Below are 14,375 nucleotides of genomic sequence, written 5' to 3' on the forward strand. Positions count from 1 at the left end.
CCGAGCGGCAGCGCGCCACTGCCGCCGTGGGCTCGACTTGATACAAGGAGTCCACATGAGCGGCAAAGGAATGGTGAGCTGCCCGCAGCCTGAAGCGGCGGAGTCGGGCGTTGAAATTCTGCGGGCAGGCGGGAGCGCGGTCGACGCGGCAGTCGCCTGCGCCCTTGTGCAAACGGTGGTGGATCCGCTGATGTGCAGCATCGGCGGCTTCGGCACGGCCGCCGTACACCGCCCAGAAGCCGGCATTCACGAGTATGTGGACTTCCACGCTCCCGCGCCGCTTGGCGCTCGAGCAGAGATGTGGGAGCACTTGCTGGAGGGTGAGACGCGCGACGGTTTTGGCTTCAGCATCAAGGGCCGCTTGAACGACATCGGCTACCAAGCCATCGCCGTTCCAGGAACGCTCTGCGGACTAGAGCGCCTGCACACACGGCATGGCCGCCTTCCGTGGCGAGAAGTGGTCGCACCTGCCATTGCATGGGCCCGGGACGGGTTCATGGTACGGCCGGCGATGTATGCGTTCTGGATCGACGAGCCGCTCGCTGGTCGAGTAAGCAACAGAGAGCGGCTCCTGTACTCGGCCTCCGGTCGGGAACTTTTCTGCCGGCCGGACGGCACTCCCAAGACCATCGGCACACCGCTGCGAAACCCGGACTACGCGAACACGCTGGAGACGATCGCGCGTGATGGAGCAGTGTCCTTCTACCGCGGTGAACTCGCCCATCGTATGGTGGAGGACCTGGCTGCCCACGGCGGCCTGCTGTCTTTGCAAGATCTCGCGACCTACGCACCACGCGAGAACGCTCCACTGGTAGGAAGCTACAGGGACCGACGCATCACCACCAACCAGCCTCCTGGTGGCGGCGCGATGCTGCTCCAGATGCTCAACATCTTGGAGCAGTTCGACCTGAGGGCGCTCGGGCACAACACGCCGGAATACATCCGCATCGTATGTGAGGCGATGAAGCGCGCCACCATCGACAAGGACCGGCATCTCGGTGACCCGGCATTTCTAGAGGTGCCGCTGGATCGCCTGCTCTCCAAGGCTTACGCGGCGCAGGCTGCTGCCGCTATCAATGCCGGCGAGAAGGCCGACGTGCCCCGTCTTAACTTGGGCGCCCCTGTTCCAAAGGACACGACGCACCTTTCCGTGGTGGATGGAGACCGCAATTGTGTTGCCATCACGCATTCGCTCGCGATGCCGTCCGGTGTGATGACGCCCGGCCTTGGCTTCATGTACAACGGCTGCATGGGCGTGTTCGACCCGCGACCAGGCAGAACGGGCAGCATCGCACCCGGAAAGGCAAGGTTCACTTCGGCCTGTCCCACCATCGTGTTCCGCGGAGACGAGCCCGAAATTGTGCTTGGCGCGCCGGGCGGAACGCAGATCGCGATGGGCGTGCTGCAGGCAATCCTGAACGTTGCGGATCATGGGATGAGCATGCAAGAGGCCGTATCTGCTGCGCGCTTCTCGTCCACGAGCAACATCATCGATATTTCGAATCGCATTCCACGCTCCGTGTCCCGGCCGCTTGAGAGTCTGGGCTACGAAGTGGTTCGGAATCCGTTCGGGTACACGATTGCTTCTGTGCACGGGATCCGCATCAACGGCGAACGCCTCGAGGGCGGCGCCGACCCTGGCCGCGACGGCGTGGCTTACGAGGCTTGATCGTCAGGCGTCCCGATTCCACATTTATTTATCGGAGAGATACCCCATGACCGATTGGAAGAGCTATCAAGAAGGCAGTGCGGCCCTCGATGCGGAGACCGCACAGAATTGGCTGGATCAAGTGGTGGCGGCCGTCAGCACCTTGGATACTGATCTCATTCTGGATATCTTCACGGATGACGTTGTCGCCGACCTCGGCGCCGTTGTCCTGACCGGGAAAGAGCAACTGCGCCCCTTCGTCCGTGAGCGGTACTCGAGATACACCCACTACGACCTTCGCAAGACTGTTCGCGCAGTCGCGGGCGACCTCGTCATCTGTGACGCGCGATTGCGCTGGAAGTCGCCTGAACACTCAACGCTGCAGCACACTCGAGCCATCGAGATCCTTCAAGTCCGCGGTGGCCGAATTGCACGCTGGGACAATGCGAGTTCGTCGTGGTCTGCCACTGAGGGTTGAGGGTGTTCGCCTGGCACCTGATGACCCAGTTATGTGACCTTGCGCACGCGTGCCCTCCTCTGACTTGCGGCTTGAGAAAGCCCGGACCTGCGTGTCTGCCTGGCGCATCGGCGCGGCACCTTTTGCCCCTCGATAAGTAGTTCATCCGGAAACCCGCAACCGGTCTTTCCATTTACGACAAAGTGGCACGCGGGACAGAAATCGATCCAATTAGATTGGGAACTTCACTACCCAGGAACCCACCATGTCTTTCCGCAATCTCGCATTCGGCGCCCTGCTGGCGGCCATCCTCCTGCCGGCTTCCGCACAGACCGATAAGTTCCCGTCCCGACCGATCAGGCTGGTCGTGCCTTGGAGCGCAGGCGGCAACACGGACGCTATTGCACGGCTGATGGCCTTGAAGCTTTCGGAGCGAATAAACCAACAGGTGGTGGTAGACAACAAGCCCGGAGCGAACGGAATCGTAGGCACGACGGCCGTTGCCCGTGCGCAGCCTGACGGCTATACCCTCATGTTGGCACTGCCGGAGACAAACGTGCTGAACCCGATGGTGTACAAGAACATCAGCTATACCTCGAAGGATCTGGACCCGGTGGCATTCATGGGCATCATGCCTTTTGCGCTCGTTGCCAATCCGAGCTCGAAGGCTGCCAGTGTTCCGGATCTCGTTCGCGTGGCAAAGCAACAGCCCGGCTCGGTATCCGCAGCAAGCTGGGGGGTTGGAAGCACCGCGCACGCCGCCATCGCATTGATGGAGCAGGCCGCACACGTGGAACTCCTGCACGTTCCCTTTCCGGGTACCGCTCCTGCGCTGACCCAAGTGTTCAGCGGACAGATCGATCTCATGTTCCTGTCGGCACTGAGTGCCACTGAGCTCGCAAAATCAGGCAAGGTGAAGGTACTCGGAGTCACCGTGGACAAGCGGATGGACTCTTTCCCTGACGTCCCAACCCTTGCAGAACAGGGCCTCCCTGGAGTCGACGTTTCACTCTGGTACGGCATCGCGGCGCCCGCCAAGACACCCTCTGCCATCAAGGATTACCTTTCGAAGGAAATCCTAGAAGTCCTCAAGGACCCCGCAGTGCTGCAAGACCTGCGAGGCCGGGGCATGGTGGTCCACCCCCGGAATGCCGGCGAGTTCTCTCGCTTCATTGCGGCCGAAGAAGGACGTTGGTCCGGCCTGATCAAGGCGAAGAACATTCGCATCGACAACTGAGCCAGCCAGCATGATGATTGATTACCTACTGGTCGGCGGCCAGGTTGTCGCGAGCGAGGGGCAAGCGGAGCCCTTCGTGGGCACGGTGGCCATCGCAGGCGAACGGATCGTGTGGGTGCAGCAAGGCATCGTCGACGCACCTGCGCGTCAGAGGATCGACTGCTCTGGCTTGATCGTTGCACCTGGGTTCATCGATATTCATACCCACTCGGATGCTGCGTTTCTCAAGGATTCCGGTGGCCAGAGTCAGATCACGCAAGGAGTCACGACCGAGATCGCCGGCAATTGCGGTCATAGCTGTGCACCTTGCGCCGACCCTATTTTGCTGAGGAAGCACCTTCTCGCGGTGCAGGATTCGACAGAGATCACCTGGAGGACGTTCGCCGAATACCTCGACGTGCTCCAGGCCACGCGTCCCGTATTGAACGTCGCTTCATACGTTGGCCACGGTACGGTTCGCCTTGCCGTTAAAGGAACGGCTAGTTCCGCAGCCGGTGCGGACGAACTCTCAGCGATGGGGAAGTATCTGCGCCAAGCTCTTGACGACGGCGCAATTGGTATCTCCACAGGGCTGGAGTACGCGCCAGGCATGCACGCGACCGCCGTGGAACTCTTGGAGGCAGGTGCGATTGCGGCGGAGTTCGACGTGGTGTACGCCAGTCACGTCCGCAACCGCGACTGGTTGGTCGAAATGGGGGTCGGTGAAGCGCTCGGCATCGCTCGCACGACCCGGTCCAAACTCCAGCTGTCTCACATAGCTCCGAAATACGGCGCGCCGCAGGGCGCGGCGGATCGTCTGCTGGAGATGGTGCGCTGGGCGCGCAAGGATGGCGCCGATGTGGGCTTCGATGTCATTCCCGATGAATGGGGGCCCACGAAAGTCATTGCGTCTCTCCCGACTTGGGCACTTGAGCTGCCAAGCGACGAACTGCGGTCCCTACTGCGACCCGGACCTTCCCGCGCCCGCTTGCAGGAGAACGCATTTCCCAACTGGAAGTTGCTTGCCGACCACCGGTGGGACTTGCTGGTTCTCTACCATTGCGGAGCGAACCCGTCTTACATGGGGAAAACCATTCAGCAGATTGCCGTCGAGCGGCAATCCACGCCTTGGGATTGCATCTGCGACCTCCTCCTGGAAGAAGGCGCCGAGATGTCTCGCTTGATGTGGTGCGGACGGGTATCGAGCCAAGCAGACATTGACACATTGATCCGGCAGCCTGACTGCATGGTGATTTCCGATGGCGTGTCCGTCAGCGAAGTGGGCGCTTTGAAAGACCTGCGGTTCTCGCCGATCGCTTTCTCGTGGGCAGCGTCGTTCCTTCAGAAGTACGTGAGAGATCAGCGCGTCCTGGGTATTGTCGAGGCGGTAGGGCGCCTGACCTGGACTCCCGCACGGCGTTTCCAGCTGGAGCATCGGGGAGAACTCCGGGCTGGATACTACGCGGACCTAGCAGTCTTCGATCTCGATCGAATCCACTGTCACTCCACGTTGGAAAACCCGAACGTCAAGTCGACGGGTGTGACTCACGTTTTTGTCAACGGAACTGCCGTGATGCGCGACGCTTCGCTAACCGAGGCACGACCAGGCAAGGTCTTGCGGCGCGGGACGTAAGCAGCGCCCACACCATGGTCATCGCAAGAGCGTTGCGCTTCTTTCTGCGAATGGGGCATTTCGCCCCGCTGGCACGAGGCTGTCGAAAGGGGGCAGCCGCAGGCGGCTCGGACTATCGCTTCTATCTGCTGCACTGAGCCAACGCAGCTCAGGCCGCCAGCCGCTCAGCAGGCCTATGCGCATGCCGCTGAGAAACCCCGGATCGACCACCTCGTTTTCCTTTCAGCCCAAAGGCATCTGCATGGCAAGCGGCGAGCGCGGATCGCAGACGCACCACGTGACCTCACCCAAAGGGTTCGGTCCAACACCTCCGCCACTCGCAGCTCGGCATGCAGCACGACCATCTTCCTTGCCCAGGGAATTGCTATGTTGGCGGCAAGGGCGCGTGCTTGCCAAGAAATGACAGCACCTGCGTATTGAACTCCTCTGGTTTTTCAAAGTACGCGGAATGGCCCGCATCTTCCACAATCACCATTTCGGCATTGGGAAGCAGGTCAAGCATTTCTTCTGCCACACTTACAGGAACGATCGGATCCTCTCGCCCCACGACAACAAGGGTGTTCGTCATGACCTTCCGAAGTTCTGACAGGCGGAGAAGCTTCTCAGGTGCAAGGAGGGTAGCGAGGGCAATGCCCCACTCATTCTCATCAATGTCTCGCGCGCTAGGGTTGAAGTGATTGATCTGCGCATACAAGACCGCTTTCTCGGGGCAATGGGCCAAGAACCACCGTCCCAATGACCTTTGCTCGATGGACACGGCCTTCTGAGTGAGGCGGCGTTCTGCGAGGATTCGGTTGATCTGCGGATGATCGACAGCCAAGGTCGAGTCGCAAGCGCAGAGAGCCCAAACGCGCTGAGGATGCTCCAGGCACAGGCGGAGCCCAACCATGCCGCCCAATGATTGGCCGACGATCGCAAATTGATCGATGTCCAGTGGAGCAAGCACTGCCAGAACATCGCTCGTGAGTTGGTCCATCCCAAACTCATCAAGTGGGGCGACGGATCGCCCAAAGCATCGAAGATCGATCGTGATGCAGGTGAAAGCCTTGCTGAAGCTCGGAAGCTGCTGCCACCAGGTCGCTCCATTGGAACCAGCCCCATGAAGAAAGACCACCGCAGGACCGGAACCGCAGAGTTCGAAGTAGATTTTTCTTCCGTTTGAGTTCGCGTACGCCATATCTTGAAAAATCAGTTGGCGCGAAGGCCCAAGCTCCGAACCAACGTGCTCCAGCGGTTTAGGTCTTTCACTACCAAGTCACCATACTGCCTCGGGGTGGTTCTAAGAGGCGAGAGACCTTCAGTGTCGAGTTGTTGCAGCAGCGCCTTGTCGTTCAGCGCTTCGATCAATGCGGCGTTCAGCTTGTCGACTACCGCGATAGGAGTGCCCTTGGGTGCGGAGAGGCCAACCCACGAGCTCACGGTAAGGTCGGGATAGCCAAGCTCGGCGAAAGTGGGGACATCCTTCCAAGCAGGGCTTCGCTGAGCGCTCGATACGGCGATCACCCGGAGCTTTCCGGATTGAACACTAGCCTGGGCGGCATTTGGAGGAATGATCATCACTGTCACTACGCCGGCGAGCACGTCTTGTAAAGCGGGCGCACCTCCTTTGTATGGAACATGCGTCAACTGCACTTTGGCCGCCCGCTGCAACAGTTCCATCAGCAGATGACCGGTACTGCCTGCGCCTGAGCTGGCGTAGTCGACCTTCCCAGGTGCCTTCTTCGCCTTGGCGAGTAGATCCGGCAAACTTGCGATGCCAGAGTCGGAGCGGACGATGAGCCACTGTGCCCCTTCGCCAATAGCTCCAACTGGCTCAAAGTCCTTCGCAATATCGAACGGAACCTTGTCGTACATCTCTTGCGCAATCGTGTTCAACATGCCAGTCATGGTCAACGTGTAGCCATCAGGCGCTGCAGAAGCTCCGAATTGCGTTCCGACGATGTTTCCGGCACTCGGCCGGTTGTCTATGACCAGCGGTTGACCTAGCGATGCGGCCATCTTCTGAGCCAACGGGCGCATGATCCTGTCGTAGGGGCCGCCCAGTAGAGCGGGCACAACAACTTTGATTGGGTGGATTGGCCAAGCGGTGGTTTGCGCGGTCGCTACGATGCTGCTCAAGCAAGCGATAGCCACGAGTAGCCTCAACATTTTCTCGTCTCCTTTTTATGACCTGTCGTTTTGCGATCTCGAATCTTCCATGTCCTGGCTCCCCGATCCAAATTAAATTCTGGTCCTAGCTATCAGTGCTACTAATACCATGTCATCGAACGTCCATAGCTTGCTCAATCGCTTGCTCACGCGCGGGAAGTTCCGCCAATTGCAAATCGTTCTGAGAGTGGCGGAGCTCGGCAGCATCCAGCGAACAGCAAATTCGATCGGAATCACCCAGTCCGGAGTAACTCAAGCCCTGGCTCATCTGGAGCAAATGCTCGAAGTGAAGCTGTTCGAACGGCATGCAAGGGGGATGCGACCTACCGCAGCGTGCATTGACCTGCTGCCGGTCGCGCGCCAGCTGATGCTTGGAATCGCGCGGGGCGCTGAAATCGTTGCCGCTCGTCAACAGCGCAGCACGGGGTTCGTTCGACTGCTCGCTTCTTCTTCTGCCATTGACCTGCCCCCTTCTGCCGTGCCATTCATAACGAGGAAGTCCGGGGTTGCAAGATTAATTAATCTCGGTGGTTGTTGAGGTGGATCGAGCTGCATCGCCAGCGCGCTGGCGATGCAGCTCGGCGAACTTCGACGGAGGCATTCGCTGGCAACTGCTGTGCGGCCTGACCTCGTTGTAGTCCTGGCGCCAGAGCGTGATGGCCGATCGGGCCTGCTGCAGCGTCTCGAACCACTGTTCGTTCAGGCACTCGTCCCTGAACTTGCCGTTGAAGCTCTCGATGTAGCCGTTCTGCATGGGCCGTCCCGGCTCGATCAGGATGTGACGGATGCCATGGGTCTGCGCCCAGCCCATGAAGGCGCGACTGGTGAACTCCGGGCCGTTGTCGGTGCGCACAGCCAGCGGGTAGCCTCTGAACACGGCCGCTTGATCCAGCAGTCGCGTAACGTATTGCCCCGAGATTCCCCAGTCCACCGAGATGCTCACGCATTCGTGGCTGAAGTCATCGGCCACGGTCAAGCACTTGATGCGCCGTCCCGTGCTCAGGCTGTCGCTGACGAAGTCCATGCTCCACACCTCATTGACCGTCGTGGCCAGTTGCAGCGGCACGCGTTCGTTGGCGGGGCGTTTGACCTTCTTGCGCTTGCGCACCGCCAGGTTGGCGGCGCTGTACAGGCGGTAGACGCGCTTGTGGTTCACGCCCGGGAAGTGCGGGCGCAGCATGTCGTGGATGCGCCGATAGCCGAAGCGCCGACGTGCATGCGCGATCTCGACGATCTTGTTGCTGAGCTCTTGCGTCATGGCATCGACCTCGGGTGGGTTGCGGTAGCTGTCGCGGGAGAGCCCCACAAGCCTGCAGGCGCGTCGTTCGCTCAGATCGCATTGCCCGATCATGATGGCGACGGCCGCGCGCTTGGCTTGCGGGGCTATCGCTTTACCCCGAAGGCCGTGTTCAGCGCGTGGATGTCCAGGTGCGCTTCGGCCAGCAGCTTCTTGAGTTTGTTGTTCTCGGCCTCGAGCTCACGCAGGCGCCTGGCATCGGGCACGTCCATCCCGCCGTATTTGGCGCGCCATTTGTAGAAGGTCGCATCACTGAAGCCGCCCTTGCGGCACAGATCTTTGATCGGCAAGCCAGACTCGGCTTGCTTGATGAAACCGATGATCTGCTCCTCGGTGTATCTGCTCTTTCTCATGTCCGTCATTCTCCAAGTTGACGGACTTCACTGCCACTACGCTGGTACGGCCGGGAGGGGGCAGGTCACCATCCATGGACTGCTCGTCCGCGTTTTGCCTCGATTCGCCGAAGCAGAGCCTTCTATCCACGTGCAACTCGATGAGGCAGAAGGGGAGGATCAGTTGCTCGCTGTCGCCAGAAGCGAAGTCGACTTGGCAGTATGTAGGCGGCCGGCCGTGTCACCGGAAGGCTGGGTCTTCTACCCGTTGCTTCCAGATCGCTTTGTGGTGGTGGCCCGCTATGCTCATCCGCTTGCGCTCGTTACTTCAGTCAAGGTAGCAGACTTGTCCGACTGGGAGTGGTTGCTCTTGCCGACCGGAGTGGCAGCAAGGGAGCGCTTCGAACATTTAGCTGCGGAGTTCAAGGCGGAACCGATCGGTTTTCCGGTCACCACGCGCGCACTGCCAATGCTGTTCTGGCTATTGCAAGAGAGAGATCTCTTGGCGCTGCTTCCACTTTCACTAGTCGCACCGCTGCTTGCTAGTGGACAGCTTTGCCAGGTAAATGCGATCGTCGACCTAGGCATCGAGCCACTCGGGATTCTGGCACCACTGCAACTTGGTGAAGCTGCGCAAAAACTTTTCGACTTCTTGCATGATTCGACGTCGACTAGGTGAGAACCGCTCGCGCAGGGGCAGATGCTCGGCGCCTTCTGCCTCACCGAGCCGCAGGCCGGCAGCGATGCGTCGAGCCTGCGCACCACGGCGCGCAAGGACGGCGATGCCTACGTGATCGACGGCGTGAAGCAGTTCATCACCAGCGGCAAGAACGGGCAGGTCGCCATCGTCATCGCGGTGACCGACAAGGGCGCGGGCAAGCGCGGCATGAGCGCATTCATCGTGCCCACCGATGCGCCCGGCTACAGCGTGGCGCGGCTGGAAGACAAGCTGGGCCAGCACAGCAGCGACACTGCGCAGATCAATTTCGACGGCTGCCGCATCCCGGCGGAGAACCTCATCGGCGCCGAAGGCGAGGGCTACAAGATCGCACTGGGCGCGCTCGAGGGCGGACGCATCGGCATTGCGGCGCAAAGCGTGGGCATGGCGCGCAGCGCCTTCGACGTGGCGCTGGCCTATGCCAAGGAGCGCCAGGCCTTCGGCGGTGCGATCTTCGACCAGCAGGCCGTCGGGTTCCGCCTGGCCGAATGCGCCACGCAGCTGGAGGCCGCGCGCCAACTCATCTGGCATGCCGCGAGCCTGCGCGACGCCGGCCGGCCCTGCCTGAAGGAAGCCGCCATGGCCAAGCTGTTCCGTCGAGACGTCCCTTGCGGCACCTCACGAACACAATTTGCGCAAGCGACATTCGAAGAACTCTTTTGTCAAAAAAAACGTTCGACGATTCCGTACGCTCAGGAATCTCAGTCCTTTTGAAATCAACGACTTAGCACTGATTTCTCATGAACACATTTCTGCACGTGGACGCGCGAGTCGGCAGACAAAAAGCCCGCGGGGGCAATGCTTGGCTGACAGGTTGAGCAATAAGTTGCTGACAAACTAACCACAACTGCCGGACGGGCGCGAAAACTTGTGCAACATGTGCAGAACGCGCGCCGTCGGCTCGCCACGTCCCGTACAGCCCGCGCGAAACTGCCAAGGCGAAGCCGATTCGTGCGATTCAATTTTGTCTCCTTTTGCTTTTTCATGGCTGCAATCTTTTATTAAGGGAGTTTGATTTGCCGAGGAGCCGAAGCTCCACTTCTTCATTTCGGCGCCGCGCTACTTCGCGCGCCGCCGATTAATGAACGCAATGATCTCGCCCATGATCCCCTTGCGGAACGCGAGCACGCAGATCACGAAGATCAGGCCCGTGACCATGGTGACCGACTCGCCCAGCGTGTTGAACCAGTCGACGGTCGTGATGCGCGCCAGGAAGTTGCCGAGTTCGCCGATCTTGTTCTCGAGCAGCACGACCACCGCCGAACCCACGAGGGGACCCGACAGCGTGCCCAGGCCGCCCACCAGCGTCATCAGGATGACCTGGCCCGAGGCGGTCCAGTGCACGTCGGACAGCGTGGCAAAGCCCAGCACCAACGTCTTGAGCGAACCGGCCAGGCCCGACAGCGCGGCCGAGATCACGAAGGCCAGCAGCTTGAAGCGGCTTACGTCGTAGCCCAGCGACAGCGCGCGCGGCTCGTTTTCCTTGATGCCCTTGAGCACCTGTCCGAACGGCGAGTGGATGGTGCGAACGATCAGCAGGAAGGCCGCGACCACGATCACCAGCGCCACGTAGTACATGGTGAGGTCGTTCGACAGGTCGACGACGCCGAAGAGCTTGCCGCGCGGCACGCCCTGCAGGCCGTCTTCGCCGCCCGTGAACTTGGCCTGCAGCGCGACGAAGAACATCATCTGCGCGAGCGCCAGCGTGATCATCGCGAAGTAGATGCCCTGGCGGCGGATGGCCAAGATGCCGAAGGTCCAGCCGAGGACGGCGCCGCTGAGCGTGCCTGCGATCAGGCCGAGTTCGGGCGTGAGGCCCCAGACTTTGATCGCATGGCCCGCCACATACGCCGAGCCGCCCAGGAAGGCCGCATGGCCGAACGACAGCAGGCCAGTGAAGCCCAGGAGCAGGTTGAAAGCCGCTGCGAAGAGCGCGAAGCACATGAGCTTCATCACGAACACCGGGTAGGCGTCGAAGAACGGCGCAGCGATGAGCGCGAGCAGCAGCAGCGCGTAGACGACGATTGGGATTTTTTTCATGTTCATGCCGCTCGTCTTATTTCTCTTTGCCGAACAGGCCGGCGGGGCGGATGAGCAGCACGATGACCATGATCACGAACACAACCGTCGAAGAAGCCTCGGGATAGAAAACCTTGGTGAGCCCCTCGATCACGCCCAGGCCCAGGCCCGTGAGGATGGCGCCCATGATGGAGCCCATGCCGCCGATCACGACCACCGCGAACACCACGATGATGAGGTTCTGCCCCATCAGCGGCGACACCTGCATCACCGGCGCCGCCAGCACGCCGGCGAAGGCGGCGAGCGCGCAGCCGAAGGCGTAGGTCAGCGTGATCATCAGCGGCACGTTGACGCCGAAGGCTTCCACAAGCCGCGGGTTCTCGGTGCCGGCGCGCAGGTAGGCGCCCAGGCGCGTCTTCTCGATCACGTACCAGGTCGCAAAGCAGATCACCAGCGAGGCCACGACCACCCAGGCGCGGTAGTTGGGCAGCACCATGAAGCCCAGGTCGGTGGCGCTGGACAGCAGCTCGGGCGCATCGTAGGGCAGCCCCGACACGCCGTAGACCGAGCGGAACACGCCTTCGATCAGCAACGTGAGGCCCAGCGTGAGCAGCAGGCCGTAGAGGTGGTCGAGCTTGTAGATCCAGCGCAGCAGCAGCCGCTCGATCACCACGCCGACGAGGCCGATGAGGATGGGCGCCGCGATCAGCATCACCCAGTAGTTGATACCGAAATGCTCCATGGCCATCCAGGTCAAGACGGCTCCGAGCATGAACAGCGCGCCGTGCGCGAAGTTGATGACGTTGAGCAAACCGAAGATCACCGCCAGCCCGAGGCTCAGGATGGCGTAGAACGAGCCGTTGACCAGCCCCAGAAGGAGCTGGCTCAACAAGGCGGGAAGGGAAATGTTCATAAGCGTTTCAACGAACCCGGGCGCCGCAGGGGCGCCCGCGGGAGGTCACTTCCAGAGGGCGCACTTGCTCTCGGCCTTCGTGGTGAAGACATCTTCGCCCTTCAACTTCTGCACCACCTTGTAGTAGTCCCAAGGCTGCTTCGATTCGGCCGGCGACTTGACCTGCACCAGGTACATGTCGTGCACGAAGCGGCCATCGGCGCGGATGTTGCCCTTGGCATAGAAGTCGTCGATGGGCGTGGACTTGAGCGTCTCCATCACCTTGTCGGCATCAACCGTTTTCGCGGCCTGCACGGCTTTCAGGTAGGTCATGGTGGCCGAGTAGTCGGCGGCCTGGATATCGGTAGGCATGCGCTTGGTCTTATCGAAGAAGCGCTTGCTGAAGGCGCGCGTCTTGTCGTCGAGGTTCCAGTCCCAGCTGGTGGTGAGCAGGAGGCCCTCGGTGTTTTTCAGGCCCAGGCTGTGCACGTCGGTCACGAACACCAGCAGGCCCACCATCTTCATGTTCTTGGTGATGCCGAACTCTTTCGCGGCTTTGATGCTGTTGATGGTGTCGCCGCCGGCATTGGCCAGCGCCAGCACCTGTGCCTTGGAGTTCTGCGCCTGCAGCAGGAACGACGAGAAGTCGGAGGTGTTGAGCGGGTGCTTCACGCTGCCCAGCACGGTGCCGCCCTTTTCCTTCACGACCTTGGTCGCGTCGGCTTCGAGTGCCTGGCCGAAGGCGTAGTCGGCGGTCAGGAAGTACCAGCTCTTGTCGCCGCGGCCAATGACGGCGGAGCCGGTACCCTTGGCGAGCGCGACGGTATCGTAGGCGTAATGCACGGTGTAGGGCGAGCACTGTTCATTGGTGAGCGCCGAGCTGCCCGCGCCATTCACGACGAAGACGCGCTTCTTCTCCTGCGCCACCTTGGCCATGGCCAGGGCGGTGCCGGAGCTGGTGCCGCCGAACAGCATCGTCAGGCCCTGCGTGTCGATCCACTCGCGCGCCTTGGAGGCGGCGATGTCGGCCTTGTTCTGGTGGTCGGCCGACAAGAGCTCGATTGGCATGCCGTTGACCTTGCCGCCGAAGTCGTCAATGGCCATTTGGATCGCGAAGGCGCCGCTCTTGCCCTCCACGTCGGCGTAGAGGCTCGACATGTCGGTAATGAAGCCGATCTTTACTTTTTCTTGTGCATGCGCGGCGCCCGCGCCCATGGCGAGGACAACGACGGCGGTGGCGATGAAGCCGAGTTTCTTGTTCATGGTGCTGTGTCTCCTGAAAAATCTCTGGTGTTCGAATGGGGAATCAGACGCCGAGCAGCTCGGTGAGCACCGGCATCTTGGCTTCGAGCTCGGCGGCGCCGAATTTCTCGACAATGCGGCCGTGCTCCATCACGTAGAAGCGGTCGGCCAGCGGCGCGGCGAAGCGGAAGTTCTGCTCCACCATCACGATGGTGTAGCCCTTGGCGCGGAGCGTGGTGATCATGCGGGCCAGCGCCTGCACGATGACCGGCGCGAGGCCTTCGGATATCTCGTCGAGCAGCAAGAGCTTGGCGCCGGTGCGAAGAATGCGCGCCACCGCCAGCATCTGCTGTTCGCCGCCCGACAGGCGCGTCCCTTGGCTGTGGCGTCGCTCCGCGAGGTTGGGGAACATGGCGTAAATCTCTTCGACCGACATGCCCTGCCCTGCTCCCTTGAGCGGCGGCGGCAGCAGCAAGTTTTCCTCGGCCGAGAGGCTGGCGAAGATGCCGCGCTCTTCGGGGCAATAGCCGATGCCCAGGTGCGCGATGCGGTGCGTCGCCATGCCGATGGTCTGCACGCCGTTGACTTCGATGCTGCCCTTGCGTGAGCCGGTCAGGCCCATGATGGCGCGCAGCGTGCTGGTGCGCCCCGCGCCGTTGCGGCCAAGCAGCGTGACCACCTCGCCGGGCTGCACCACCATGTGGACGCCGTGCAGCACGTGCGATTCGCCGTACCAGGCGTGCAGGCCTTTGATTTCGAGCGCGGCGGTCATG

Annotated in this window: 13 protein-coding genes and 1 pseudogene; 7 read left to right on the forward strand and 7 right to left on the reverse strand. The window is 61.2% G+C overall.

Translation table 11 applies throughout. The features are described 5' to 3' along the window. The first annotated feature begins 55 nt into the window (after positions 1-55). From ggt to ACAM55_RS30090, 4 genes are all read left to right on the forward strand, one after another. Complete coding sequence (gene ggt, locus ACAM55_RS30075; RefSeq protein ID WP_369656897.1) at positions 56-1,669, forward strand: gamma-glutamyltransferase; 1,614 nt, start codon at positions 56-58, stop codon at positions 1,667-1,669. A 46-nt stretch (positions 1,670-1,715) separates the two neighbouring features. Continuing rightward, positions 1,716-2,126 carry a nuclear transport factor 2 family protein gene (locus ACAM55_RS30080; RefSeq protein WP_369656898.1) on the forward strand — a complete coding sequence of 137 codons (411 nt, stop codon included), beginning with the start codon at positions 1,716-1,718 and terminating at the stop codon, positions 2,124-2,126. Between the two features lie 244 nt (positions 2,127-2,370). Next, entirely contained in the window at positions 2,371-3,342 is a 972-nt protein-coding gene (locus ACAM55_RS30085) for a tripartite tricarboxylate transporter substrate binding protein (RefSeq protein WP_369656899.1), read from the forward strand. 10 nt (positions 3,343-3,352) lie between these two features. Next, positions 3,353-4,954 (forward strand): amidohydrolase family protein, encoded by a 1,602-nt coding sequence (locus ACAM55_RS30090; RefSeq protein WP_369656900.1) that lies wholly within the window; start codon positions 3,353-3,355, stop codon positions 4,952-4,954. A 364-nt stretch (positions 4,955-5,318) separates the two neighbouring features. Here the strand turns inward: ACAM55_RS30090 and ACAM55_RS30095 are convergent, their stop codons facing one another. Beyond that, the gene (locus ACAM55_RS30095; RefSeq protein ID WP_369656901.1) at positions 5,319-6,131 is read right to left on the reverse strand and encodes an alpha/beta fold hydrolase; all 813 of its coding nucleotides are present in this window, start codon (positions 6,129-6,131) and stop codon (positions 5,319-5,321) included. Between the two features lie 11 nt (positions 6,132-6,142). Next, entirely contained in the window at positions 6,143-7,072 is a 930-nt protein-coding gene (locus tag ACAM55_RS30100; protein WP_369656902.1) for a Bug family tripartite tricarboxylate transporter substrate binding protein, read from the reverse strand. A gap of 139 nt (positions 7,073-7,211) precedes the next feature. Here ACAM55_RS30100 and ACAM55_RS30105 point away from each other — a divergent pair, with 139 nt between their 5' ends. Next, positions 7,212-7,640: a LysR family transcriptional regulator gene (locus tag ACAM55_RS30105; RefSeq protein ID WP_369656903.1), complete on the forward strand. Its 429-nt coding sequence runs from the start codon at positions 7,212-7,214 to the stop codon at positions 7,638-7,640. On the opposite strand, the gene ACAM55_RS30110 is transcribed toward ACAM55_RS30105, so the two are convergent. Continuing rightward, positions 7,617-8,752, reverse strand: a protein-coding gene (locus ACAM55_RS30110; RefSeq protein WP_369652222.1) for an IS3 family transposase whose coding sequence is annotated in 2 segments (ribosomal slippage) — positions 7,617-8,491 and positions 8,491-8,752 — 1,137 coding nt in all. Because the reading frame shifts where the segments join, the coding sequence is not laid out codon by codon here. The genes ACAM55_RS30105 and ACAM55_RS30110 overlap by 24 nt on opposite strands. Here ACAM55_RS30110 and ACAM55_RS30115 point away from each other — a divergent pair. Together ACAM55_RS30115 and ACAM55_RS30120 are read left to right on the forward strand one after the other, a co-directional pair. Continuing rightward, positions 8,751-9,410: a LysR substrate-binding domain-containing protein gene (locus ACAM55_RS30115; RefSeq protein WP_369656904.1), complete on the forward strand. Its 660-nt coding sequence runs from the start codon at positions 8,751-8,753 to the stop codon at positions 9,408-9,410. The two genes, ACAM55_RS30110 and ACAM55_RS30115, sit on opposite strands and share 2 nt — an antisense overlap. Beyond that, a pseudogene (locus ACAM55_RS30120) lies at positions 9,411-10,043 on the forward strand (acyl-CoA dehydrogenase family protein); the annotation flags it as partial. A gap of 465 nt (positions 10,044-10,508) precedes the next feature. Here the strand turns inward: ACAM55_RS30120 and ACAM55_RS30125 are convergent. From ACAM55_RS30125 to ACAM55_RS30140, 4 genes are read right to left on the reverse strand one after another with little or no spacing between them, the layout of a single operon-like run. Continuing rightward, complete coding sequence (locus ACAM55_RS30125; protein WP_369656905.1) at positions 10,509-11,495, reverse strand: branched-chain amino acid ABC transporter permease; 987 nt, start codon at positions 11,493-11,495, stop codon at positions 10,509-10,511. A gap of 10 nt (positions 11,496-11,505) precedes the next feature. After that, positions 11,506-12,381: a branched-chain amino acid ABC transporter permease gene (locus tag ACAM55_RS30130; protein WP_369656906.1), complete on the reverse strand. Its 876-nt coding sequence runs from the start codon at positions 12,379-12,381 to the stop codon at positions 11,506-11,508. Positions 12,382-12,426: 45 nt separating this feature from the next. Next, complete coding sequence (locus ACAM55_RS30135; RefSeq protein WP_369656907.1) at positions 12,427-13,623, reverse strand: ABC transporter substrate-binding protein; 1,197 nt, start codon at positions 13,621-13,623, stop codon at positions 12,427-12,429. Positions 13,624-13,666: 43 nt separating this feature from the next. Beyond that, positions 13,667-14,374: an ABC transporter ATP-binding protein gene (locus tag ACAM55_RS30140; RefSeq protein WP_369656908.1), complete on the reverse strand. Its 708-nt coding sequence runs from the start codon at positions 14,372-14,374 to the stop codon at positions 13,667-13,669. Position 14,375: the final 1 nt, after the last annotated feature.

Origin of the sequence: Variovorax sp. V213, from assembly GCF_041154455.1 — a bacterium.
GTDB lineage: Bacteria > Pseudomonadota > Gammaproteobacteria > Burkholderiales > Burkholderiaceae_C > Variovorax.

Excerpts from the sequence above, each read along its gene's own strand:
- ACAM55_RS30085 (WP_369656899.1), top strand. The coding sequence starts at position 2,371 with ATGTCTTTCCGCAATCTCGCATTCGGCGCCCTGCTGGCGGCCATCCTC.
- ACAM55_RS30140 (WP_369656908.1), bottom strand. The coding sequence starts at position 14,374 with ATGACCGCCGCGCTCGAAATCAAAGGCCTGCACGCCTGGTACGGCGAA.
- ACAM55_RS30090 (WP_369656900.1), top strand. The coding sequence starts at position 3,353 with ATGATGATTGATTACCTACTGGTCGGCGGCCAGGTTGTCGCGAGCGAG.
- ACAM55_RS30105 (WP_369656903.1), top strand. The coding sequence starts at position 7,212 with ATGTCATCGAACGTCCATAGCTTGCTCAATCGCTTGCTCACGCGCGGG.
- ACAM55_RS30125 (WP_369656905.1), bottom strand. The coding sequence starts at position 11,495 with ATGAACATGAAAAAAATCCCAATCGTCGTCTACGCGCTGCTGCTGCTC.
- ACAM55_RS30080 (WP_369656898.1), top strand. The coding sequence starts at position 1,716 with ATGACCGATTGGAAGAGCTATCAAGAAGGCAGTGCGGCCCTCGATGCG.
- ACAM55_RS30130 (WP_369656906.1), bottom strand. The coding sequence starts at position 12,381 with ATGAACATTTCCCTTCCCGCCTTGTTGAGCCAGCTCCTTCTGGGGCTG.
- ACAM55_RS30135 (WP_369656907.1), bottom strand. The coding sequence starts at position 13,623 with ATGAACAAGAAACTCGGCTTCATCGCCACCGCCGTCGTTGTCCTCGCC.
- ACAM55_RS30095 (WP_369656901.1), bottom strand. The coding sequence starts at position 6,131 with ATGGCGTACGCGAACTCAAACGGAAGAAAAATCTACTTCGAACTCTGC.
- ggt (WP_369656897.1), top strand. The coding sequence starts at position 56 with ATGAGCGGCAAAGGAATGGTGAGCTGCCCGCAGCCTGAAGCGGCGGAG.
- ACAM55_RS30115 (WP_369656904.1), top strand. The coding sequence starts at position 8,751 with ATGTCCGTCATTCTCCAAGTTGACGGACTTCACTGCCACTACGCTGGT.